The sequence below is a fragment of the Brevibacillus sp. LEMMJ03 genome (assembly GCF_007197875.1).
GTDB classification, from domain to species: Bacteria; Bacillota; Bacilli; order Brevibacillales; family Brevibacillaceae; genus Brevibacillus; species Brevibacillus thermoruber.
Window position 1 is genome coordinate 22,270 of the sequence record NZ_VKJN01000019.1, and the last position, 21,869, is coordinate 44,138.

The following is a 21,869-nucleotide window of genomic DNA, read 5'->3' on the forward strand; positions in this document are numbered from 1 at the left end:
TACAGGTGTTTAACACCTGATGGTGCCGGACGGCCGCTTGCGGGGCGCTGCCGGTCCCGCCGTTTTTCCGGGAAAACGCCCGAACGAACGGCAGATTTCCTCTAATACAGCACCATGCTGCCCGTCCGTTTCATATGCCGTTCCGCCCGTTTCAACAAAAAGACGGAAGCAGTCACCAGCAGAACCAGCACGCCGGCGAGCAGTCCAAGCTCCTGCCACAGATCGCCCAGTTCCGCTCCTTCCATCAGCAAGGCCCGAACCATGTGCAGCGCGTAGGTGAGCGGAAAGCAAAGGGAAATCAGCTTGGCCCAGAACGGGAACGCCAGCGGAGGGAGGCGCACGCCGGAGAAGATCAGCATCGGCTCGTCCAGCACGGTGTAGAGAAAGCCGGCGTCCCGCGAGAAGAGAAACAGCACGCTGAGAAAGCCGCCCCACACCACGGCGGAGACGAGCAGGATCAAAAAGGCGAGCGGAACGGCCCACCAGCCGCTGACGTGAATGCCGCCGACAAACGCCATCGCCAGCAGCGTGAAGCAGAAGAACAGCCAGACGCCTTCCACCAGCGCAGAGAGGGAACGGCCGTAGACAAACGCGAGCCGGTTGACCGGACTGATGAAGATCATCTCCATCGTGCCCGCCTGCCGCTCAAAGCTCATCTGCCAGGCCGACTGCACCAGGCACCAAAAAAAGATGTAGCCGAGATAGCCGGTCAAAAGAAACAGCGGAAGCTGCCCGGGGGCGACGAAGCGGGCGAGCGGGCTGTCCGCTCCCATGCGAAACGGGGCAAACGAATAGTACGCCGTGACGAACATGACGACCGGCCAGATCAGCAGGCTGAAGTACACCAGACTGCTGTGAAACGAATGGCGGTGTTCCTTTTTGATCTCCGCCCAGAGCAGGCTCATCCACTCGTTCATGCGCTCCTCCTTTCCGCCATCTGCAGGATGACGTCTTCCAGCGACGGCTGTTCCGTGACCAGGCGCAGCACCGGCGATTGGTGGGCGGCCAGCAGGGAGAGGAGGGGAGCGGTCAGGTCTGCCTCGCTGCGCAGCGTGAGCTCCCATGCCTGTTGGTCCGTTTCCGCCACGTCCCACGTACCGCGGTGCCGTTCGGCGAGCTGGCGCAGGTCGCGCTGCAGCGCGTCGGGGAGAACGGGAATCGTGACGCGCAGGGTGGTCTCCCGGCAGAACGAGCGGGTGAGGCGTTCCGGCGTGTCGTGGGCGACCAGCCGGCCTTTGTCGATGATGTAGACCTCGTCACACAGCTCTTCCACCTCGTGGATGTAGTGGCTGGTCAAGAGGATCGCCTTTCCCTGCTCGGCGGCCAACTGCTTCACCTGCCGCCGCAGTTGGCGGGCGATGGGGGCATCCAGCCCCAGCGTCGGTTCGTCCAGGAACAGGTATTTCGGGTCGTTGATCAGCCCGCGGGCGATCTGCAGCCGCTGTTTCATCCCCTTGGAGTAGCGCTCCACGGGGGTGTCGGCCGCTTCCCGCAGCTCCACGAGATCCAGCAGCGTGTCGACGCGTTCCGCCAGACGGGAGCCGGACAAGCCGTACAGGCTGCCGAAGTACTGCAGGTTTTCCCTCCCCGTCAGCCGCCAGTAGAGCATCCGCTCCCCGCCGGCGATCATGTTGACCAGCGCCTTTACCTGCCGGTCGCAGCGGACGGCGTCATAGCCGTCAACCGTGATGGAGCCGCTGGTCGGTTCCAGCAGCGTGCAGCACATTTTGATCGTGGTCGTCTTGCCGGCGCCGTTGACGCCCAACAGCCCGACGATACTGCCTGGCCGCATCGCAAACGAGAGTCCGCTGACGGCCTCCACTTCTTTCCACTGGCGCGAGAACCAGCTTCCCCGCTCCCTGATCCGGTACACTTTGCGTACGTTTTCCACCAGAAACATGTGTCATCCTCCTATCCAAAGATCGATTCCAGCACCCGTTTTTCCATCCGGCGAATCCCGACGGCGCCGACCGCCACGTAGACGGCGGACAGGATGGCCATGTGCATGAGCTGCGGCGCGGATGCCGACAGCGGCTGGCCGAGAATGGCGCTGTGGCGAAACGCCTCCAGCGCGGGCGTCAGCGGCAGGAGCTGGCTCAGCGGCTGCAGCCACTCCGGCAGGTAGGCCGTGGGGTACGTGACCCCGGAGAGAAAGGCCATCAGGACAAACAAGGTGTTCTGCGTAATGTAGGTGTCGCGAAAGCGGAGCATCACACTGCCCAGCACCAGCGCCTGGCAGAAAAATGCTCCCGTGGACAGCAGCCAGACGGCGGCCGCGCTCCAGACGTCGGCGCCCGCGAGATTGAGTCCGAACAGGCGGCCAACGAGCAGGATGACGGAAAATTCAAACAGCGTCCGCATCAACTGCTGGGTGACGTTGCCGAGAAAGTACCCCTTTCGCGATGAAGGGGTGAGCAGCAGCGCCTCCAGGGTCCCCTCGCGCAGCTCGGTGATCAGCGAGCGGCTGACGTTCATCAGCGTGGAGACGGCAAACGAGTAGAACGCGCCGCCGAGAATGACGTAGGAGAGGTAGTCGGCGGAGCCGGCGTAGCGGACGAAGCGGTCGTCCAACTGGCCGGCAAACACGTGGGTATACGCAAAATAGGCAAACAGCACCGTGTACACGCCGGCCAGGATGTGGCCGATCACGAACGACCAGGGATAGGCTCTCAGCATGACCAGCGTGTTGCGCAGAAAGGTGGCTTTGGCAACCTGAAACACGTCATTTCCTCCGTTCTGTCGAAGATGGGGCGGCCGGCAGACCGGCGTCAGGCATGTCGATAAACTCGTGCAGGTCGACGGCCAACTGTTCCAGCCGGGAGGGCATCGCACGGTAAAACACGTAGCGCCCCCGCCGCTCGCTCCAGACGAAGCCGGCGTCGGCGAGCAGCTTGATGTGTTTGACCACGGCCGGTTCGCTGATGCCGTGCAGCGCCGCCAACTGCTGAACGCAGTAGGGGTGGCCGAGCAGCGACTTCAGGATGGCGGCCCGCGTCGGATCGCTGAACACCTTCATTTTGGCGATAAAATCGGCCGGAATTGCAGCCTTCTCCGCCGTCCCCGGAACGTCCACGTGCAGGCCGACGGTAATCCGGTCGGCGTAAACGCCCAGGAGCAGATGAGGCGCGGCAAAGGTGGAGACGATCAGGTAGATGTGCGTCAATTCCTCGTAGGCAAACTGGTAGGTTTTCGCCTTGTGAAACTGCAGAAAGCGCTCGTGGACATGAAGCCGCGGGTGGACCCGGGAGAGAAACGATACCGGGTCGGCGGCCAGACGCTCCGCCGCTTCATGCACGGCGCGGATCAGCCAGGGCTCGATGCGCCGCTCCTCCGCCTGGAAAAACGGCAGGTACGCGTAGCAAAAATCGAGAAAGTCCCGCTTGGCGGCCAGCGGACGGCGAATCAGCTCGCGGTGCTCCGGTTTGAGCTGTTCAAACGCCTCGTCCGTATGCCCCCGCATCCACGCCTGGAGCTGGCGGCGGTGGCAGACCGGCCCCATCATCGCTTCCGCAAACTCTTCCGGAGACATGGCCTGCACCCGCTCCAGCCCCGCTTCGACCGAATGATGGTACGTCTCTTCCCAGGGAGAGAGAAAGTCCAGCACGTTCAGAAAGTGGTTGGAGAGCGCGTCAAACCGGCGCAGGTCGCGTGCCAGGCCGCCCGGCAGAGCGTTAAGCGTCTCGCGGGCCCAGCCGATGCGGGATGTGTGGTGGTCCGGATTGGCCAGCACGTGCAGGCTGAGAAAAAACTCGCAGCCGGGAATGTACGCGGCCGACACCCGCTTGCGCAGCCACAGCGGCAGATCCTGCATGGTCTCCCTCCTTTCGATTAACTGTTTGGTGAATTCATTGTGGCGGATGGCAAAAGTGAAGACATTATGGGGGAGGGGAATCGCTTTGTCAATACACCAAATGAAAAACCACGCCGGAGAAAGGCGTGGTTGTGCCGATCCATCATTCGCGCTTGGACGAGTCCCGCAGCTTCCGCAAGCACTGCTCCAGGTCGTTCCATTCTTCCGGCGAAAGCGGCTGCTGGCGGTAGCGGTACCGCTCGTAGTAGCCGGTGATCTGTCCGGCCAGTTCCACTACGTCCGGGTTGGCCCACTGCGAGCGGATGCGCCGCAAGTATTCGTGGCTGGTCTCATGCCGTTCGATCCGCATCCCCGCTTCGGCCATGTGCTGGAGAAACCGGTAGTACGCATACCGCACCGGATCGTCGACGGGGCCGGACGGGCCGCGCATCAGCGTGTCCAGCTCCCAGAGGGGACCTTCGTCTGCCGATGCGTCCGCGGCGACCGGGCGCCAGGCGGTTTGAACCGGAGCAGGGGAGACGGCGGTGCCGCCGACGTTCCGGTAGCGCCGTTTCCAGATGAACCGCGCCAGCGTGGCGAGGACCAGCGCCGAGACGCATGCGATCAGGTAGGGTTCCGCCATCGAAAACAGCGTCTCGCCGCCGGCCGGAGCGATCTCCTCCAACGGCTGTTCGACGACATCCGTTCCGCTGTTGAACAGCCCGTTGACGCGGCTGTTTCCGCTCAGGACGTCCGCCAGTTTGCCAAACAGCGCGGCGGTTCCCAGGAGGAGCGGGCGGGCCAACAGGTACAGACCGTCTCCCAGCGGTTCTTTGACCAGCCCCCAGATCCACGCCAGGAGCCAGAGCAGGCCGCCGCCTGCGAGGGCGTATCCCGCCGCCAGCAGCAGCCGGGTGGTCAGCAGTTGACCGCCCAAAGCGGCGGCAAGGGAGATCGGCGCGGCGCTTCCGCCCGGCGGTTCGCGCGTCAGGTACTCGCCCCAGCCGGTGACGAGGTGGCTGGCGAGCACGAAAGCCAGTATCGCGTAATACGCCCGAACGTCATGCGGCTGCGGGGCGGCCAGCGCTCCGAACAGGCCGGCCAGCACCAGTTGGAACAGGCAGATGATCAGCGCCAGCACAAAGCGGTGGCGCAGATGGACAGGCGTACACGGAATCGAGGGCGCGGCGTGGATTCGCCAGAAAAAGAGGGCGGCCAGCAGCAAAGCGAGCAGCCAGGAGCCGAAAGCGGCGTAACACAGACCGCCGACGGCCGCCACCAGCGGATACAGCAGCAGGTGAAGCAGGAGGTGGTGTCCGCCCCCCTGGTACAGCCAGCTTCCCAGGGCGAGCAGGAGCGCGGCGGCCAGGACAAAGCCGATCATGCTTTCCGGCCGGGCCGGCAGCCACCGGAACAGCATCAGCACGGAGGCCGTCAGCAGCGCTTCCATCCAGAACACCAGCGTCCAGCGTCCCAACATGGACCACGTCATGAAAGGACCACCTTCCTCGCCGGGGTGCGGCCGGACTCGTGCCGGCGCAGGACCGGCTGCTCTTCCGACACGTCCAGCACCGTGACGCTGTGGCCGTGCCGCACCAGCCGTTTGACCGCTTCTTCCGCCGGTCCGTCCAGACGCGGGGTGACGATCAGGATCGCGTCACGGGTGCCGCTGTGCTCCAGACGCCGCAATACGGCCGCCAGCGAAGTCGGCATGTACTGATACAGGCGGGCGAGCTGTGTCATGACATGGACGTGGTGAGCCTTGCCGCTGCCCGCGGGGAGGTGGAACTGCTCCCGTCCGCGCTGTTTCACCGTCAGGAACAGGTCGCAGGACAGCGATTGGCGGCGGCAGAGAACGGAGAGGGCGGCAAGAGCGGAGATGACCCGCTCGTTCACCGTATCGTTTTGCCGCTGCAGCAGCGGTTCGTAGGACGGCAGAATGTGTCCCACCACCTTCCAGGTGGGGCGGGCGGTCGGCTCGAACAGCCGCGTCTGCAGCGCGCCGGTTTTCGCGCTGGCTTTCCAGTGGATGTGCTTCAGCCGGTCTCCCGGCGCATAGCCGCGCACGCCGCGCAAAAACGTGACGTCCTCCTCCAGGCGTCTGCGCGAGACGCTGCCGCCGTCAGGCTCGGCTGCCGCCGCCGACAGCGGGGGCAGCGTCAAGGGCAGCGGGTAGACCAGGAGGGAAAACGACAGCGGCAGCGGAATCGGGTCCTGCTCCTCGCCAAACACGGAGAGCGTGTCCGCCTGGGCTTCCGTCAGCCACACCAGGCCGCGCTTGTGCGGGGTGAGCGTAAACGTCCGTTCCGCGCTTGTCCTAAGCGGCAGGTGGAAGCGGAAGCGAACCGTGCAGCGCTGGCTGCTCGCTGTCACGTCGTCCGCCCCTTCGACCGTCACGTGTTCGGGAAAGGACACGCGGATCACCGTGCCGGGCAGCGGCAGCCAGGAGCGGTTGTGCAGCGAAAAACGGACGGTGACGGGCGTTCCCGGCATCACCCGGCTCTGGTCCGCGCTCCACTCCAGCCGAACCCAGCGCGGCAGATTGGCCCGCCACCAGCGGTGAGCCAGCGTCATGAAAAAGAAGAAGCCGCCAAACAGCCAGAGAAAGCGGCTGCCCGAAAAGAGGGCAAACAGGAGGCAGAGAAACCCCAAAGCGTGATAGACCTGTCTCGTGCTCATGTGTGGATCACACGCCTTCTTCGACCGGTGTCGCCACGCTTTTGAGGATGTCGTCGATCACTTCCTGCTCCGTCACGTGCAGTTCCGCTTCCATCGACAGGCGGATGCGGTGGACGGACAAAGCGGGAAACACCGCTTTGACATCGTCAGGCAGGACGTAGGTGCGCCCGTCCAGGTAAGCGGCCGCCTGCGCCGAGCGCAGCAGGGCGAGCATGGCGCGAGGACTGAGGCCCGTTTCCACGGAGCGGTGGCGGCGGGTGGCTTCCGTCAGATCGATGATGTACTCCTCCACGGCGGGGCTGACGTGTACCGCTGTCACGTCCCGCTGCATGGCAGCGATCTCGTCGACGCTGATCACCGGCTCCACCTGCTCCAGCGGTGAGCCTGTCCGGAACCGCCGGAGGATCTCCCGGGCGTCTTCCCTGCTGCCGTAGCCGAGCGACAGGCGGAACAAGAAGCGGTCGAGCTGCGCTTCCGGAAGCGGATAGGTTCCCTCCGATTCGATCGGGTTTTGCGTGGCAATCACCAACAGCGTCGGCGGCAGGGGAAGCGTCACCCCTTCGATGGTTACCTGCCGTTCTTCCATGCATTCCAACAGGCCGGATTGCGTCCGCGGCGTGGCCCGGTTGATCTCGTCGGCCAGGAGCACGTCGGCAAACACCGGTCCCCGCCGAAGTTCAAACGCGCCGGTCCGCTGGTTGAACACGTGCAGCCCGACCACGTCCGAAGGCAGCAGGTCGGCGGTAAACTGCACCCGGTTGTAGGTGCCGCCGATCGCCTGGGCGAGCGTTTTGGCCAACACGGTCTTGCCCATGCCGGGCAGGTCCTCCAAGAGCACGTGGCCGCGGGCCAGAAGAGCCGTCACCAGCAGCCGGATCTGCGGCTCCTTGCCGACGATGACGCGGTTGACGCTTTCCAGCAATGTGTCCAAAGGGCGATGGGTCATGAGGACGTCTCCTTTATGGGAAAATAGGGCGCGAGACCCGGTTGTTCCAGTATGGAAGGTATTATACATCGGAACGCCTGATTTTGCCAAATCTTCATAAAATTATCCCGATCGGAAAAACGGCCCTCTGAAACGAGCGTGCCGCTGATCGGCGGGGGAACGTTTGCGACCTTCATCGGCGGCGCACAGTCAAGCAACTGGGTGCTTGAAAGCCGCGGGAACAGAGGGTGAAGAAAAGGCGTCGGAAACAAGAAAAACAGCGAAGGGGAACTCCCGCTTCGCTGTTTGACGCAAACGAGCGCAGACGCGCGCCATCTCCCGGCCGCTTTGGGCGCGGCGGGGCGCCCCAACGGACCAGACTCGTTCCTTATCCGACCTGCTGGGGCACCGCCTGCTTCAGCGCCTGCTCCAGATCGGCGAGGATGTCGTCGATCGCCTCCGTGCCGACGGAGAGGCGAATCAGGCCCGGGGTGACGCCGGCGGCGAGCTGTTCCGCTTCCGACATCTGCTGGTGGGTCGTGCTGGCCGGATGGATGATGAGCGACTTGGAATCGCCGACGTTGGCCAGATGGGAGAACAGCTTGACCGACTCGATCAGCTTCTTCCCTTCGGCGACGCCGCCGCGAATGCCAAAGGTGAGGATGGCTCCCGCGCCTTTCGGCAGGTACTTTTGCGCCAGGCGGTAGTGCGGATCGCTCTCCAATCCCGGGTAGCTGACCCACTCCACGGCGGGATGTGCCTCCAGATAGCGGGCGACGGTCAAGGCGTTTTCGCTGTGCCGCTCCATGCGCAGATGCAGCGTTTCCAGCCCTTGCAGGAACAGGAAGGCGTTGAACGGCGCGACGGCGGCCCCGATATCCCGCTGCAGTTGAACGCGGGCCTTGACGATGTACGCCAGCGGGCCGAGCGCTTCCGTGTAGACGATGCCGTGGTAGCTCGGGTCGGGCGTGGTCAGGCCGGGAAACTTGCCGCTGCTCCAGTCGAACTTGCCGGAGTCGACGATGATGCCGCCGATGGCCGTGCCGTGTCCGCCGATGAACTTGGTGGTGGAGTGAACGACGATGTCCGCTCCGTGGTCAAACGGACGGCAGAGGATCGGAGTGGCAAAGGTGTTGTCCACGATCAGCGGAATTCCGTGTTCGTGGCCAATCGCGGCAATCGCCTCGATGTCGGCCACGTCCATGCGCGGATTGCCGATCGTCTCGAGGAACAGCGCTTTTGTCTTTTCGTTGATTTTGGAGCGGAAATGGTCCGGGTTGGATTGGTCGACGAAGTGAACGGTGATGCCGAGCCGCGGCAGCGTGTGGTAGAAGAGGTTGTAGGTGCCGCCGTACAGGCTGTTGGAGGCGACAATTTCGTCGCCGGCCTGGGCGATGTTGAGGATGGAAAAGGCGATCGCCGCCTGCCCGGAGGAAGTGGCCAGCGCCCCGACACCGCCTTCCAGCAGGGCGACCCGCTGTTCAAACACGTCCTGGGTCGGGTTCATGATGCGCGTGTAGATGTTGCCCGTCTCTTTCAGCCCGAACAGGTTGGCGGCGTGCTCCGTATCGCGAAACACGTACGAGGTCGTCTGGTAAATCGGCACGGCGCGCGCTCCCGTCACCGGATCGGGCGACTGTCCTCCGTGCAGAGCGATGGTTTCCGGCTTCCACTGGCGTTGGTCCGACATGGGCATCTCTCCCTCTTTCCTGGATAAAGGATGGATAACAAACGAAGCCTTCTTCCGGAGAGAAAGAAGGCTTCGGTCATTCCCGATCAAGCGGCCGTTTCATCTCTCAGAATCCGGGATTCTGCAGGAATTGGCACCATGCAAGCAGGCTTGTTTGCCGGTTGCCGGGCTTCATCGGGCCTGTCCCTCCGCCGCTCTTGATGAAATCGTGGAAATTTTGCAAATTGTGCTTATCTGGTATTATAGGGGGACAGCCGGATTCGGTCAATACAAATTTCCGAGTAAGTCAGGGGGAATTATCATGATTGCTGTTTTCTTGCGTCCACACGATTTGGCCTATGCGGAGCGCATGTTTGCGCTGGTTTCCGATCCGGCCGTCAGCGGCGCGCTCAGCCTGCAGGACCAGTCGGTCGAGGATACGAAGCGGTTCATCCGGCACATTACGGAAGAGGAGCGGGCAGGAAGAGCCGTCAGCCGGGTCGTTTTCAATGAAAAGGAGGAGTTGATCGGCGTCACCACGCTGATGTTCATCGACAGGGAGCGGCGGCGCTGTCACATCGGCAGTTGGCTGGGCCGGGCGTACTGGGGGAAAGGGTACAACCAGCTCGCCAAGGAAGCGATTTTGTCCATCGCGTTTGGCGAGCTGGACCTGGACATCGTCTTCGCCGGGGCGCGGACGACCAACATCCGCTCGCAAAAAGCGCAGGAGAAGCTGCCCTACGTCACGCTCCACGTGGAAAACGAGTATCCCGAGGAGCACGCCGCTCTGGAGCAGCGGCAGCAGCAGCCCTGTGTGCTGCACGCCTTCAAGCGGGACGATTTTCTCCGGTATCTGGCGGAAAAGGAACGGGCGGCCAGGGGAGAAGCGGTCCGTGACTAATCCGTACACGGCGGGCTGAGGCGGGCCGGTCCCGCTCCCATCGGGGCCGGCTTGAAGCAGGAACCGCAGCGCCCCCCGTCACAATTGCGTAACCGTTTCGCCCTCTCTCGTTCACAACTTTTCGGCCGGGGCAGCCCTATAATAGGGGTGATTGTGATAAAAATCACATATTCACTGTGAAAATGTTGTTTCGGGGAGGGGAGACATCGATGGAACTGGACAATACCATGCTGGCCAGGATCCTGACCTCGTTGACGCTGGGGTTTCACATCATTTTTGCCGCTTTGGGCGTCGGCATTCCCGTGATGATCTCGATCGCGGAGTGGCTGGGCATCCGCCGCAATGACCCGATGTACACGCTGATGGCCCGCCGCTGGGTCAAAGGCTTTACGGTCACCGTGGCGGTAGGCGTGGTCACCGGCACCTGTATCAGCCTGCAACTCAGCCTGCTCTGGCCCAGCTTTATGAAAATCGCCGGGGAAGCGATTGCCCTGCCGCTGTTTCTGGAAACTTTCGCCTTTTTCTTCGAAGCGATCTTTCTCGGCATCTACCTGTACACCTGGGATCGCTTTGCCAACCCGTATGTCCACTGGTTTTTCTCCATTCCGGTCGTGATCGGTTCGACCGCTTCCGCTTTTTTCATCATGACGGTGAACGCGTTCATGAACGCGCCCCAGGGCTTTACCCTGCAAAACGGCGCCATCGTCGACATTCAGCCGCTGGTGGCGATGTTCAACCCGGCCACGCCGACCAAGGCAGGCCACATGATCCTCTCGTCGTACGCCGCCTCCGCCTTTGTACTGGCCGCCATCGCCGCCTGGAAGCTGCTGAAAGGGAGCAGGCACGAATACTACCGGAAGGCGCTCACCTTCACCATCGGCCTGGCGCTGCTCTTCTCCTTCGGCACCGCCCTGTGGGGGGACCTGGCCGGCAAGTACCTGGCCGAATACCAGCCGGCCAAGCTGGCGGCGGCCGAGTGGCACTTTGAGACCAGGCCGCGGGCGGAACTGGTCGTCGGCGGCGTGCTGGACCCGGAGACGCTGGAAGTGAAAAACGCCCTGAAACTGCCGTACGTGCTCAGCATTTTGGCGACCGGTTCGCCAAACGGCACGGTCACCGGTCTCGACCAGATTCCGCGCGAGCTGTGGCCGCCGCTCTTCATCCACTACCTGTTTGACGGGATGGTGGCGATCGGGGTGTACATGCTGATCGTCCCGCTTCTCTACTTTGCCGTCCGCCGCTGGAAAAAAGGGGAGGTTCCGCGCCTGCTGCTGCGCGCGATCGTCTTGGGGGCGCCGCTGGCGTTTCTGGCGATCGAACTGGGCTGGATCTTTTCCGAAATCGGCCGGCAGCCGTGGATTCTCGTCGGCTACATGAAGACGCAGCACGCCGCCACCACCGCCGACAACGTCGGGCAGATGCTGGTCCTGTTCGGCCTCCTGTACGCGTTTTTGGCCGTGGTTTGCACGCTGGTGCTCAGACGGATGTTCGCAAACAAGCCGGTCGAGGCGGAATGGAAGTAACGGAAGGAGGGGATCGACATGACATTGGAAACGCTGGCGATTACCGTGCTGTGGACGTTTCTCTACGGCTACCTCATCGTGGCCTCCATCGACTTTGGCGCCGGGTTCTTTTCGTTTTACTGCAAGGTGACCCGCCGCGACCACATCGTCAACGCGATCATCGAGCGGTACCTGTCTCCGGTCTGGGAAGTGACCAACGTCTTTCTGATTTTCTTCATCGTCGGGCTGATCGGGTTCTTCCCGGACACGGCCTACTACTACGGCACGGCGCTCCTGGTCCCGGGCAGCCTTTTTCTCGTGCTCCAGTCGCTGCGCGGATCGTTTTACGCGTTTGCCCACTACGGGGCGCGCGACAGCATGGCTTACCTGTTCATCTACGGCGTGACGGGCCTGTTTATCCCGGCATCGCTGGCCACCATCCTGACCATTTCCGAGGGAGGCTTTATCGAAACACAGGGAGAAGAGATCGTGCTCAACACGGGGCGGCTGTTCACCAGTCCGTACGCTTGGGCGGTCGTTGCTCTCGCCCTGGTCAGCGTGCTCTACATCAGCGCCAGCTTTCTCACGTACTACGCCGACCGGGCCAGGGATGCGGCGGCGGTCAAGCTGCTCCGCTCTTACGCCGTCGCCTGGAGCCTGCCGACCATCTTTGCCAGCTTTCTCGTCTTTCTCTCCATCCACCGGCACAACCCGCAGCACTTTGACAAGATGATGGAGATCAGCTGGATGTTTTTGCTCTCGTTCGCCTGTTTCTGCGGGGCGCTGGCGCTGCAGTTGAAACGGCGTTACTACGGCTGGGCGTTCGTGCTGGTCATGCTGCAGTTCGCCTTCGCGTTCTTCGGGTACGGGATCGCCCACCTGCCGTATCTGCTCTACCCGTACATCACGATCACCGACAGCATCAACAGCCCGGCCATGAGCACCGCGCTGGTGATCGCGCTGATCGCCGGCCTGTTCCTGCTGATCCCGTCGCTGATCCTGCTGCTCAGGCTCTTCCTGTTTGACGCCACTTACGTGGAGGGGCGGCCTGTTCGAAAATAGCCGGCGGTATGGTATGATGGGAGGCGGTATGGAATCAAAGTTCACGAATATACAGGAGGCTAGTGAAACATGGCGGATCAAGGGGTAAAGGAAATCACGCCGCAGGAGCTGATGGAGAAGCTGGCTGCGGGAGAAAAGCTGCAGGTCATCGACGTACGCGAAGTGGAGGAGTGGAATGGCGGTCACATTAAGGAAGCCAAACTGATTCCGCTCGGCTTTCTGCCGTATCGCGTCGACGAGCTGGACAAGGAGACGCCGGTCGTGCTGGTCTGCCGAAGCGGCGCCCGCAGCCACATGGCCACCCAATATTTGCAGGAATTGGGCTTCGACGCGGCCAACATGGTGGGCGGCATGCTCGCCTGGCCGGGGGAAACGGAAGCGTAACGCAGCGCTGCAGAAAGAAAGATGCGCGTGATCGCCGTTTGTCGGGGATCAGCGCGATCAGGATGAGGAGGAGAGCAAGATGAGCGAAGGCAAGGCGTCGTTCTGGCAGCGCCACTGGTTTACCGTGGCGGCCGCCGTGCTGGTGCTGCTCGTTGTCGGGGTATTCGGCTACCAGTACTGGCAGAAGAGCCAGATCCCCGTCATGAAACAGATGAACGACTTTACGCTGGACAACATCAACGGGTCCACATTCACCCTGTCCGAAACCAACGGCAAGGTCCGGCTGGTGGAGTTCATCTTTACCCACTGCCCGGACATCTGCCCGGCCACGACGTTTAACATGGCCAAGATGCAGGAACAGTTGAAGGCCAAAGGGCTGTTCGGAGACAAGGTGGCGTTTGTGACGATCACCTTTGACCCGGAGCGGGACACGCCGGAAGTGCTCAAGGCGTACGCGGACAAGTTTGGCGCCGATCAGAGCGGCTGGTACTTCCTGCGCGGCGATCAAGCGGCCGTGGAGAAAGTGACCAAAGACTTCGGCATCGCCGTCCTGAAACAGCCTGACGGTTCGTTTGCCCACACCGCCCGCATGTTCCTCGTCGACAAGGACGGCAACATGCGCCGCATGTACGGGATGGCGTCCGACATGGATATGGACAACATGCTGAAAGACATCGAGCAGTTGGCCGATTAGACAGCCAACCGGGGCCGCCCCGGCCTTTGCATGACGCAGCGGGCCGGCCCTTCCGGAAATTATTTTCCGTAAAAAAACCCGCCTCTGCCGGACCTGATGTTCGCGGTCCCGGGGGCGGGTTCATCTGTTTCATGGGCGGCCCTCTTCGGGAATCACGGGGTTCCCTGCGGCACATTGGCTGTTCAGCGGGTCTCTTCCAAACGGATGGCTTTGACTGTCTCCGTCACATATAAGCCGCCGCCAGACCGACAAGCCCGCCCCCCAAGACCAGCCAGGCGGAATTGATGCGGAACCGGATCACCAGGAACAGGCTGACGGCCAAAAGCAGCGCGCCCAACCAGTCGGTGACGGCGGATGTGCCCAACTGTGCCGAGACCAGCGCCATCAGGGCGAGCGAGGCGACGTTTACCCCGTCAAGCAGCGAACCGGCGACAGGAGAGCGGCGGAGGCGGTCCACCCACGGATTTACCACGGCGACAAAGACAAACGCCGGGAGAAAAATCCCGATGGTGGCGAGCACGGCGCCCGGCGTCCCGCCGACCAGATAGCCGACAAAGGTGGCGGTGGTAAAGACCGGACCCGGCGTAAATTGGCCCACGGCGACGGCGTCCAGCAGTTGTTCCGGGGTCAGCACGGGCCAGCGGCGGACAAACTCCGACTGCAGGAAGGCGAGCAGTACATAGCCGCTGCCGTACAGCACCGAGCCGATTTTGAGAAACAGAACAAACAGCTTGCCCAGACTGGCCGCATCGGCGGCAGGCGTTTTCGCCGCAGCCCACAGCCCCCACATCGGCAGAACGGGGGAGAGGGCGTGCATCCGCCCCTGCAGGCGGCCTCCCTGCCTGATCAGCAGGACAGCCAGTCCGGCGAGCGCCAGGACGGGAATCTCGTGCATGCCGAGAGCGGCGGCAGCCAGGGCGGCGGCGCCGACCATCCCGGTCGCGCGGTCCTTGACGGCGGTGCGGGCCAGTCCCCAGAGCGCCTGCAGCACGATCGCGAGAATCACGGGTTTGATGCCGTACAGCACCCACGCCAGTTGGGGCAGCGAGCCGAAGCGGACGTACAGCATGGCGAACGCCAGCACGATCAGCATGGCGGGAGCGATGAAGCAGACGCCGGCGACGATCAGGCCGGGCCATCCCGCGCGCCGGTACCCCAGGTGAATGGCCAATTCCGTTGAGTTGGGCCCGGGGATCAGATTGGACGCCCCCAGCAGGTCGAGAAACGTTTCTTGATCGACCCACTTTCGCTTTTGTACAATTTCTTCATTCATCATGGCGATGTGGGCGGCAGGCCCGCCAAAGGCGATGCTCCCCAGTTTGAGAAACACCTGCGCCACTTCCGGCAGATGACGGTTCATGAGGGCTCTCCTCGCTTCTTTTCCGTTTTCTTTACCTCATACGGTAGCAGAATGCGGGAAAATGGCAAGACTGGATGAAACGAAGGCGCCGCGATGTGATACAATAAGAAGTGGCATGCATTGGTCGGGTTTCCAACAAAACATGCACGAAATCTATTAGGAGGAACGAGTATTGAGCGACGTAAAGATTTTCGCGATGGGCGGTCTCGGCGAAATCGGCAAAAACATGTACTGTGTCGAGTACGAAGACGAGATCGTCATCATCGACTGCGGGGTCAAATTCCCCGAGAACGAGATGTTCGGCATTGACCTGGTCATCCCGGACATCACCTATCTGATCGAGAATCAGCACAAGATCAAGGCGCTGCTGCTGACGCACGGACACGAGGACCACATCGGCGCCATCCCGTACGTGCTGAAGCAAATCAAGGTGCCGATCTATGGCGGCCGCCTCACCCTGGGCTTGGTCAAGGCAAAGCTGGAAGAGCACCGGATGCAGAACGAGGTGAAGCTGATCCCCATTTCGGAGGACACGGAGATCCCGTTCAAAAAGCTGAAAGCCACCTTTTTCCGCACCAACCACAGCATTCCCGATTCGTTCGGAATCGTCATCCACACGCCGGAGGGCATGGTCATTCACACGGGCGACTTCAAGTTTGACATGACGCCGGTCGGTCCCACCACGGAATTCGGCAAAATCGCACGGATCGGCAGCAGCGGCGACGTGCTGGCGCTGCTGTCGGACAGCACCAACAGCGAACGGTACGGGTTTACCATGTCGGAGCGCATGGTGGGCGAAGGCATTCTCGACGTGGTGAAAAAGGCGCGCGGGCGGATTATCCTGGCCACGTTCGCATCGAACGTGCACCGCCTGCAGCAGGTGGTGGACGCGGCCATGGAGTGCGACCGGAAAGTGGCGGTCATCGGCCGCAGCATGGAAAAAGTGTTTCAGATCGGACAAGAACTGGGCTACATCCAGATGCCAGAGGGCATGCTGATTGACGTCAAGCACATCGACAACTACGCGGACAACCAGGTGCTGATCATCTGCACGGGCAGCCAGGGCGAGCCGATGGCGGCACTGACCCGCATCGCCTCCGGGTCCCATCGCTCGGTGCAGATTTATCCGGAGGACACGGTCATCATCTCCGCTTCGCCGATCCCGGGCAACACGGTGAACGTCAGCCGGACGATTGACAAGCTGTACCGGGCGGGAGCCAACGTGGTGCTGAGCCACGTGTTTGACATCCACGCGTCCGGCCACGGCAGCAGCGAAGAGCTGAAGCTGATGCTCAACTTTATCCGCCCCCGCTACTTCGTGCCGATCCACGGCGAGTACCGCATGCTGAAAATGCACGCCAGACTGGCGCAGCAGGTGGGCATCGAGGAGAGCAACATCTTCATCATGGACAACGGCGACGTGCTCAACTGCAATCGGGAAAAAGCGTGGCTGAGCAAAGTGCCCGCCGGGATTGTCCTGATCGACGGCAGCGGCGTGGGCGACGTCGGCAACATCGTGCTGCGCGACCGCAAGCATCTGGCGGAAGACGGCCTGATGGTGGTCGTGGTCAGCCTGGACATGAAAAACTTCAAGATCCTGACCGGGCCGGACATCGTCAGCCGCGGCTTCGTCTACGTGCGCGGATCGGAATCGCTGATCCAGGAGGCCACCGTGCTCGTCCGCCAAAAGCTGCAGGAGGCGCTGGACAAGAAGATCAAGGAATGGTCCGAGCTGAAGTCGCAGATCAACGAAGTGATCAAGCCGTTTATCTATGAAAAGACGGGCCGCAATCCGATGATTTTGACCATCCTGATGGAAGTATAGGCGCGGCCGAATCTGTGAAAGTGTCGGGAACCATTCTCCTTTGGGCTTTCACGGGATATAATAAAAAGCAAATGTACCGGAAAAAGGAGAGAATGCCCCATGATGTCCTACGAGGCATACATGAATCAAGTGATTCAACCGATGCGCGACGAGCTGACCCGCGTCGGCTTCACCGAACTGCGCACGGCGGAGGAAGTGGAGAAAACCCTGCCGAACCTGAAAGGCACCGCGCTGATTGTGGTCAACTCCGTCTGCGGCTGCGCGGCGGGTCTGGCCCGTCCGGCCGTGGCCCACTCGCTCAACCATCCGAAAAAGCCGGACCATCTCTACACCGTCTTCGCCGGCCAGGACAAAGAGGCGACCGCCAAGGCGCGCGAGTACTTTGAAGGCTATCCGCCGTCGTCTCCGTCGTTTGCCCTGATGAAGGACGGCAAGCTGGTGACGATGATCGAGCGCCATCAGATCGAAAACAACGACCTGGCGACCATTTCCAAGCTGTTGACCGACGCGTACGACAAATACTGCGACTGATGACGAACGTGAGGCAAGACGCTCCGCTGCGGGCGTCTTGTTCTGCGTGGTTGCGAAAACGAAGCGCCTCTGCCCGGCACGCCCGCGGCCCCCGGCCAGGCTGCCTGCAAGCGGCTGCGGTCGGGATGCGGTTGGCGCGCGATCGCCGGGCGCATTTGCGAAAGGATGACCAAGCATGATTACCCGTTCGTTTGGACGAGACCCCCATCAGGTTTCCCTGCTGGGCTTTGGCGCCCAGCGCATCGTGGACGAGCACGGCTGCAGCGAGGAGCAGGCGATTGCCATCGTCCGCCGCGCCGTGGAGCTGGGCGTCAACTATTTTGATACGGCTCCCAGTTACAGCGACGGCCAGTCGGAGACGCGGCTGGGCAAGGGGCTGAAAGGGCTGCGCGACAAGGTGTGGATCGCCACCAAAACCGGCGGTCGGACGCGCGATTTGGCCTGGCGCGATCTGGAAGCCAGCCTGAAGCGGCTCCAGACCGATTACGTCGACGAGTGGCGGGTGCACAACGTGATGCAGCCGCACGACTTCGAAGCCATTTTTGCCAAGGGCGGTGCCTTGGAAGCGCTGGTCGAGGCGCGGGAGCAGGGGCTGGTGCGCAAACTGAGCATCAGCGGCCACACCGATCCCCGCCTGCTGGCGGAAGCCATTCGCCGCTTCCCGTTTGACAGCGCGCTGGTCGCCCTGTCGGCGCTGGATCACTTCATCTACAGCTTTGCCCACGAATTCGTCCCGCTGGCGGTGGAAAAAGGCGTCGCTGTCATCGGCATGAAGGTGATGGCGCTTGGCCAACTGGCGCCGTGGACGGAACAGGCGCTGCGCTACACCTGGAGTCTGCCCGTGTCCACCGCGATCCTCGGCGTCAGCAAGATGAGCGAGCTGGAGGCGGATGTGGAGGCGGTCAACCGCTTTGTCCCGATGACCGACATCGAGCGGGTCGCCTTTTTCCAGGAGATCATTTCGCTTGTCCGTCCTGATGTGCTGCGCTGGAAGGCGAGTTGAATGGATGTCCGGCGAGTGGTATGAGCTGCCGGAGCTGCGGTTTTAACCGGGAGACAAACGCTCTTTTCCGAAGAGGAAAGGAGCTTCAGTGTGTAAACAAAGTAGCTGCTGGGGGGAGAAGCACGTTTCCGGCATCCGCTCCGTGCTTTACCCACCGAACACAAGCTAACGCTCGCGTTCGGCGGGGCCCAGTTTACGCCCAGCAAGGAAGCACAGACTGCACGCTCCGCAGCGATTTGCGGGGGATCGCCAAAGCCGCATTGCTTCGCAGTCCATTCAAAGTGGCGCTCCTATTCCCCGCAAATCGCTGCTTCGCTCGGTAGGGCTCACAAGTTGCTCTGCCTGGAAACATGCTTCTCCTTCGATCCAATCGGTTTGTCTTCAGTCTGAAACGCTCCTTTCCGAAGAGGAAGGGAGCGTTTGTTATTTTGAAAATAATGGAATTTCTCCGTGCTATCCTGAATACCCTTTGCAGTGAGACAAAATCCATGTAGCGGGGGAGACAGGATGCAAAACGAAAAGAAGGCACTGCCACAACCGGCGTCTGCCGATCGGGTCATGGAATGGATCACCGGGGGGTGGGTGCAGCAGGCCATCTATGTTGCCGCCAAGCTGGGAATTGCCGATTTGCTGGCGGACGGGCCGAAAAGCGCCGGCGAGCTTGCCGAGGTGACCGAGACCCATGCTCCGTCACTCTATCGGATTTTGCGGGCTCTGTGCGGCATCGGGCTGTTTCAGGAGGAAGGCGAGCAGCGGTTTGCGCTGGGTCCGCTCGGTTCGTATCTGCAGACAGGGGAGAACAGCCTGCGCGGCATGGCGATCATGGTGGGGGAAAAATGGCACCGGGACGCGTGGAGCCACATCATGTACACGGTGAAGACGGGCAAACCGGCGTTTCAGGATGTGCACGGCATGGGCGTTTTTGCATACTTGGCGAATCATCCGGATGCGGGCGAGCGTTTTAACCAGGCCATGTCGGACATGTCCCACCGGGTGGTGTCGGCCCTGGCGTACGATTTTTCCCCGTATGACAGGGTCATCGACGTGGGAGGCGGACACGGACGGCTGATGACCGCCATCCTGAACGCTCATCCGGGCCTGAAAGGGGTCATCTACGACGTTCCCTCCGTGATCGAAGGCACCCGGCGGCACATTGCGGAGGCCGGGCTCACGGATCGGTGCGCGTGCATCGCCGGCAGCTTTTTCGAATCGGTTCCGGCAGGCGGCGATTTGTACGTGCTGAAGAACATCCTCCACGACTGGAGCGATGACGAAGCCGCTGCCATTCTCCGGAACTGCCGCCGGGCCATCCGGGAGGACGGAAAGCTCCTGGTGATGGAGATGGTCGTTCCGGCCGGAAACCAACCGCATCCGTCCACGTTGATCGATCTGGAAATGATGATCATGGCCACGGGAAGGGAACGGACCGAGGCGGAGTTTCGGACGCTTTTCCGGAAAGCAGACTTTGAACTGGAGCGAATCGTCCCGACATCTGCATCCGTCTGCATGCTGGAAGGAATTCCCGTGTGACGGGGATGGCCCTGTCGACAGCAGCTTGTAGAGTGATCGTCAGCCCTCTGGCGAAAGAAGGGAGCCGGAGGGCTGACTATTTTATCGCAATGACGCATAAAAAAACTGCTTAATAGAATAGATGATAATGTTTCGTAAGTTTGGGATATGTGGAGGGGGATGGCATGTTTGTGAGGAAGAGGAGGCTGGTCGTCATCACCGGCGTCACCAGAGGATTGGGGCGGGCCATGCTGGACCGGTTTGATGAAGCGGGCTGGACCGTCGTCGGGGTGGCCAACGTGATCCGCGCCTTGGTGCCGGCCATGGTGGAAAGAGGGAGCGGTGTGATTGTCAACATCAGTTCCGGGTGGGGCCGATACGGAGAAGCGCTGCTTGCCCCCTACTGCGCCTCCAAATTCGCCGTGGAGGGACTGACTCAGTCGCTGGCGCGAGAACTTCCGGAGGGGATGGCCGCGGTGGCCCTTGATCCCGGGGGGGAGCATCGATACAGCGATGCTGCGCGCGTGTGCCCCGGAAGAGGTGGACAGTTCCCCGACGCCGGAGGAGTGGAGCCGTACCGCCGTGCCCTTCATTCTCTCCCTCGGTCCGCGAGACAACGGCAAGTCGCTTACCTGCCCGCGCCCGTAACCCCTGTCCACATGGAAAAACAGTCCTCATTTCCTGCTGGCGTGCAGGAAAAGGACTGTTTTTTTATCGTGATGGGACAGTCGGGCCGAGCTGTTTTTGCTGCCGTGTCAGGCAGCCGGACGCAGCCCGTTTGTGTGCCCGTTCCGTCAACAGGAGCGGGCCGGCTGATCGGCAGCTGTCCGCTTTTCCCGATGAAACGAAGCGTGGACCAGACAGAGCAGGACGGCCGCGGCGGACATGGCCGCTGCCAGGAGCAGCGTGGGCACGACGCCGCCTCCGTCGTACAGATGGCCCATCACCAGCGGGCCCAGCAGGCGCCCGACCGCCGTGATCGAACCCGACGCGCCGAGGTAAAACGGCGCGTTTTCTCCCGTCTTTTCCGTGATGAAGGTGGGGACGGCGGGAGCGACCAGCATCTCTCCAAAGGTGGTGATGATCATGCCGGCCACAAACGCGGCGTAGCTGTCATGAAAGAAAAGCATGAAGCCGAACCCGGCCGCGTAAAGGGCGGCGCTGGCCACCAACTGGGCGGGAAGGCTGTGCTTCACGATGCGTTTCAGCCAGGAGACGACCGGCTGCCCGGCAAAAATGACGATGCCGTTGATCGTCCACAGCCAACTGTAGGACGAAAGCGGCATGCCCTGTCCGGTCAGGTAGGGGGCTACGCCGGTATTCCAGACTGCGGTGGAAAAGAAGATAAAGGCCGAACCCAGCGCCATGAACAGGTACACCTGATAGCGGAGCAGCAGGGTCAGCGGCTGCCGGCCGCTCCGTTTGCCGGCATCATCGCCGCCCGCCAGCTCCTCGTGGGAGACGCGCCTCATAAAAAGGAAAAAGAACAAGGCGAACACAAAGGTGCTGGCGCTGTTCAGCAAAAACGTGAAGGCAAACGAAAAGCTGGCGATCAAACCGGCGAGAGAGGTGCCGATCGCCATGCCCAGGTTGTTGCCCACATACACGACATTGAACAGCTCCCGCCGCCGCTCCTTCCAGCGAAAGCCGACAAAGGCCTGAATCGCCGGGGAGGACACGTTGAACAAAAAGCCCATGCCCACCATCAATCCGATGTACACGGGCCAACTGTCGGTAAACGGAATGCCCACCTGCAGCGTTCCCTGCAGGACCAGCGAGCCGACAATCAACGGCTTGGGGCCGAGCCGGTGAAACAGGGCGCCCCCGGCAAACTGTCCGACAATGCCGGCCAGCGACTGCAGCATCAGGACGACACCCGCTTCGGCCATCGAACGGTGCAGATGCGTATGGACGTAAAGCGTGGTCAGCGGCCACATAAAAGCGCTGCCGGACGCGTTGATGCAGCTGGCGGCGAGAAAGAGCAGCACGTCCCGCGGGTATCGGCGAAACCAGTTTCTGGGGGAGATCATGCGCG

General features: G+C 61.9%; 19 protein-coding genes, 1 pseudogene and 1 riboswitch. Of the genes and pseudogenes, 10 read left to right on the forward strand and 10 right to left on the reverse strand.

Annotation, left to right across the window (positions count from 1 at the left end):
- Positions 1-101 precede the first annotated feature (101 nt).
- The 8 genes from FOI68_RS19200 to FOI68_RS19235 all read right to left on the reverse strand — a co-directional run bounded on the left by FOI68_RS19200 (position 102) and on the right by FOI68_RS19235 (position 9,084).
- Complete coding sequence (locus FOI68_RS19200) at positions 102-917, reverse strand: ABC transporter permease (protein WP_029100958.1); 816 nt, start codon at positions 915-917, stop codon at positions 102-104.
- Entirely contained in the window at positions 914-1,900 is a 987-nt protein-coding gene (locus tag FOI68_RS19205) for an ABC transporter ATP-binding protein (protein WP_029100959.1), read from the reverse strand. Before FOI68_RS19205 ends, FOI68_RS19200 begins: the two co-directional genes overlap by 4 nt.
- An 11-nt stretch (positions 1,901-1,911) precedes the next feature.
- Positions 1,912-2,721, reverse strand: a complete 810-nt coding sequence (locus tag FOI68_RS19210) for an ABC transporter permease (RefSeq protein WP_035299205.1) — start codon at positions 2,719-2,721, stop codon at positions 1,912-1,914.
- Between the two features lies 1 nt (position 2,722).
- Positions 2,723-3,811: an ArsR/SmtB family transcription factor gene (locus FOI68_RS19215; protein ID WP_044899998.1), complete on the reverse strand. Its 1,089-nt coding sequence runs from the start codon at positions 3,809-3,811 to the stop codon at positions 2,723-2,725.
- 142 nt (positions 3,812-3,953) lie between these two features.
- Entirely contained in the window at positions 3,954-5,282 is a 1,329-nt protein-coding gene (locus FOI68_RS19220) for a DUF4129 domain-containing protein (protein WP_044899997.1), read from the reverse strand.
- Positions 5,279-6,469: a DUF58 domain-containing protein gene (locus FOI68_RS19225; protein WP_143864046.1), complete on the reverse strand. Its 1,191-nt coding sequence runs from the start codon at positions 6,467-6,469 to the stop codon at positions 5,279-5,281. Before FOI68_RS19225 ends, FOI68_RS19220 begins: the two co-directional genes overlap by 4 nt.
- 7 nt (positions 6,470-6,476) lie before the next feature.
- Positions 6,477-7,415, reverse strand: coding sequence for an AAA family ATPase (locus tag FOI68_RS19230; protein WP_143864047.1), 939 nt, complete (start codon positions 7,413-7,415; stop codon positions 6,477-6,479).
- 367 nt (positions 7,416-7,782) lie between these two features.
- Complete coding sequence (locus FOI68_RS19235) at positions 7,783-9,084, reverse strand: homocysteine synthase (protein WP_143864048.1); 1,302 nt, start codon at positions 9,082-9,084, stop codon at positions 7,783-7,785.
- A 96-nt stretch (positions 9,085-9,180) separates the two neighbouring features.
- Positions 9,181-9,291, reverse strand: a riboswitch (SAM riboswitch).
- Positions 9,292-9,385: 94 nt separating this feature from the next.
- Between FOI68_RS19235 and FOI68_RS19240 the strand changes: the two genes are divergently transcribed.
- The 5 genes from FOI68_RS19240 (at position 9,386) to FOI68_RS19260 (ending at position 13,606) form a co-directional block, all read left to right on the forward strand.
- Positions 9,386-9,964: a GNAT family N-acetyltransferase gene (locus tag FOI68_RS19240; RefSeq protein ID WP_143864049.1), complete on the forward strand. Its 579-nt coding sequence runs from the start codon at positions 9,386-9,388 to the stop codon at positions 9,962-9,964.
- A gap of 209 nt (positions 9,965-10,173) precedes the next feature.
- Positions 10,174-11,487 (forward strand): cytochrome ubiquinol oxidase subunit I, encoded by a 1,314-nt coding sequence (locus FOI68_RS19245; protein WP_143864050.1) that lies wholly within the window; start codon positions 10,174-10,176, stop codon positions 11,485-11,487.
- Positions 11,488-11,505: 18 nt separating this feature from the next.
- Positions 11,506-12,528 (forward strand): cytochrome d ubiquinol oxidase subunit II, encoded by a 1,023-nt coding sequence (locus tag FOI68_RS19250; protein ID WP_143864051.1) that lies wholly within the window; start codon positions 11,506-11,508, stop codon positions 12,526-12,528.
- Between the two features lie 69 nt (positions 12,529-12,597).
- On the forward strand, positions 12,598-12,912 hold the full coding sequence (locus tag FOI68_RS19255; protein WP_044899986.1) for a rhodanese-like domain-containing protein: 315 nt from the start codon (positions 12,598-12,600) through the stop codon (positions 12,910-12,912).
- Positions 12,913-12,991: 79 nt separating this feature from the next.
- On the forward strand, positions 12,992-13,606 hold the full coding sequence (locus tag FOI68_RS19260) for an SCO family protein (protein ID WP_044899985.1): 615 nt from the start codon (positions 12,992-12,994) through the stop codon (positions 13,604-13,606).
- A gap of 223 nt (positions 13,607-13,829) precedes the next feature.
- Here FOI68_RS19260 and chrA read toward each other — a convergent pair whose 3' ends face one another.
- Positions 13,830-14,966 (reverse strand): chromate efflux transporter, encoded by a 1,137-nt coding sequence (gene chrA / locus FOI68_RS19265; RefSeq protein ID WP_044899984.1) that lies wholly within the window; start codon positions 14,964-14,966, stop codon positions 13,830-13,832.
- Positions 14,967-15,138: 172 nt separating this feature from the next.
- Here chrA and rnjA point away from each other — a divergent pair, with 172 nt between their 5' ends.
- The 5 genes and pseudogenes from rnjA to FOI68_RS19290 all read left to right on the forward strand — a co-directional run bounded on the left by rnjA (position 15,139) and on the right by FOI68_RS19290 (position 20,482).
- Positions 15,139-16,791 (forward strand): ribonuclease J1, encoded by a 1,653-nt coding sequence (gene rnjA / locus FOI68_RS19270; protein WP_029100970.1) that lies wholly within the window; start codon positions 15,139-15,141, stop codon positions 16,789-16,791.
- A gap of 99 nt (positions 16,792-16,890) precedes the next feature.
- Positions 16,891-17,322: a BrxA/BrxB family bacilliredoxin gene (locus tag FOI68_RS19275; RefSeq protein WP_029100971.1), complete on the forward strand. Its 432-nt coding sequence runs from the start codon at positions 16,891-16,893 to the stop codon at positions 17,320-17,322.
- A gap of 175 nt (positions 17,323-17,497) precedes the next feature.
- A complete protein-coding gene (locus FOI68_RS19280) occupies positions 17,498-18,325 on the forward strand; it encodes an aldo/keto reductase (protein WP_255433692.1) in 828 nt (275 codons plus the stop codon).
- Positions 18,326-18,832: 507 nt separating this feature from the next.
- The gene (locus FOI68_RS19285; RefSeq protein ID WP_143864052.1) at positions 18,833-19,855 is read left to right on the forward strand and encodes a methyltransferase; all 1,023 of its coding nucleotides are present in this window, start codon (positions 18,833-18,835) and stop codon (positions 19,853-19,855) included.
- A gap of 164 nt (positions 19,856-20,019) precedes the next feature.
- Positions 20,020-20,482 (forward strand): annotated as a pseudogene (locus tag FOI68_RS19290) (SDR family oxidoreductase).
- Positions 20,483-20,628: 146 nt separating this feature from the next.
- Here the strand turns inward: FOI68_RS19290 and FOI68_RS19295 are convergent.
- Entirely contained in the window at positions 20,629-21,864 is a 1,236-nt protein-coding gene (locus tag FOI68_RS19295) for an MFS transporter (protein WP_065068263.1), read from the reverse strand.
- Positions 21,865-21,869 lie beyond the last annotated feature (5 nt).

Excerpts from the sequence above, each read along its gene's own strand:
- FOI68_RS19200 (WP_029100958.1), bottom strand. The coding sequence starts at position 917 with ATGAACGAGTGGATGAGCCTGCTCTGGGCGGAGATCAAAAAGGAACAC.
- FOI68_RS19205 (WP_029100959.1), bottom strand. The coding sequence starts at position 1,900 with ATGTTTCTGGTGGAAAACGTACGCAAAGTGTACCGGATCAGGGAGCGG.
- FOI68_RS19215 (WP_044899998.1), bottom strand. The coding sequence starts at position 3,811 with ATGCAGGATCTGCCGCTGTGGCTGCGCAAGCGGGTGTCGGCCGCGTAC.
- FOI68_RS19220 (WP_044899997.1), bottom strand. The coding sequence starts at position 5,282 with ATGACGTGGTCCATGTTGGGACGCTGGACGCTGGTGTTCTGGATGGAA.
- FOI68_RS19225 (WP_143864046.1), bottom strand. The coding sequence starts at position 6,469 with ATGAGCACGAGACAGGTCTATCACGCTTTGGGGTTTCTCTGCCTCCTG.
- FOI68_RS19230 (WP_143864047.1), bottom strand. The coding sequence starts at position 7,415 with ATGACCCATCGCCCTTTGGACACATTGCTGGAAAGCGTCAACCGCGTC.
- FOI68_RS19235 (WP_143864048.1), bottom strand. The coding sequence starts at position 9,084 with ATGTCGGACCAACGCCAGTGGAAGCCGGAAACCATCGCTCTGCACGGA.
- FOI68_RS19240 (WP_143864049.1), top strand. The coding sequence starts at position 9,386 with ATGATTGCTGTTTTCTTGCGTCCACACGATTTGGCCTATGCGGAGCGC.
- FOI68_RS19245 (WP_143864050.1), top strand. The coding sequence starts at position 10,174 with ATGGAACTGGACAATACCATGCTGGCCAGGATCCTGACCTCGTTGACG.
- FOI68_RS19250 (WP_143864051.1), top strand. The coding sequence starts at position 11,506 with ATGACATTGGAAACGCTGGCGATTACCGTGCTGTGGACGTTTCTCTAC.
- FOI68_RS19255 (WP_044899986.1), top strand. The coding sequence starts at position 12,598 with ATGGCGGATCAAGGGGTAAAGGAAATCACGCCGCAGGAGCTGATGGAG.
- FOI68_RS19260 (WP_044899985.1), top strand. The coding sequence starts at position 12,992 with ATGAGCGAAGGCAAGGCGTCGTTCTGGCAGCGCCACTGGTTTACCGTG.
- chrA (WP_044899984.1), bottom strand. The coding sequence starts at position 14,966 with ATGAACCGTCATCTGCCGGAAGTGGCGCAGGTGTTTCTCAAACTGGGG.
- FOI68_RS19275 (WP_029100971.1), top strand. The coding sequence starts at position 16,891 with ATGATGTCCTACGAGGCATACATGAATCAAGTGATTCAACCGATGCGC.
- FOI68_RS19280 (WP_255433692.1), top strand. The coding sequence starts at position 17,498 with ATGATTACCCGTTCGTTTGGACGAGACCCCCATCAGGTTTCCCTGCTG.
- FOI68_RS19285 (WP_143864052.1), top strand. The coding sequence starts at position 18,833 with ATGCAAAACGAAAAGAAGGCACTGCCACAACCGGCGTCTGCCGATCGG.
- FOI68_RS19295 (WP_065068263.1), bottom strand. The coding sequence starts at position 21,864 with ATGATCTCCCCCAGAAACTGGTTTCGCCGATACCCGCGGGACGTGCTG.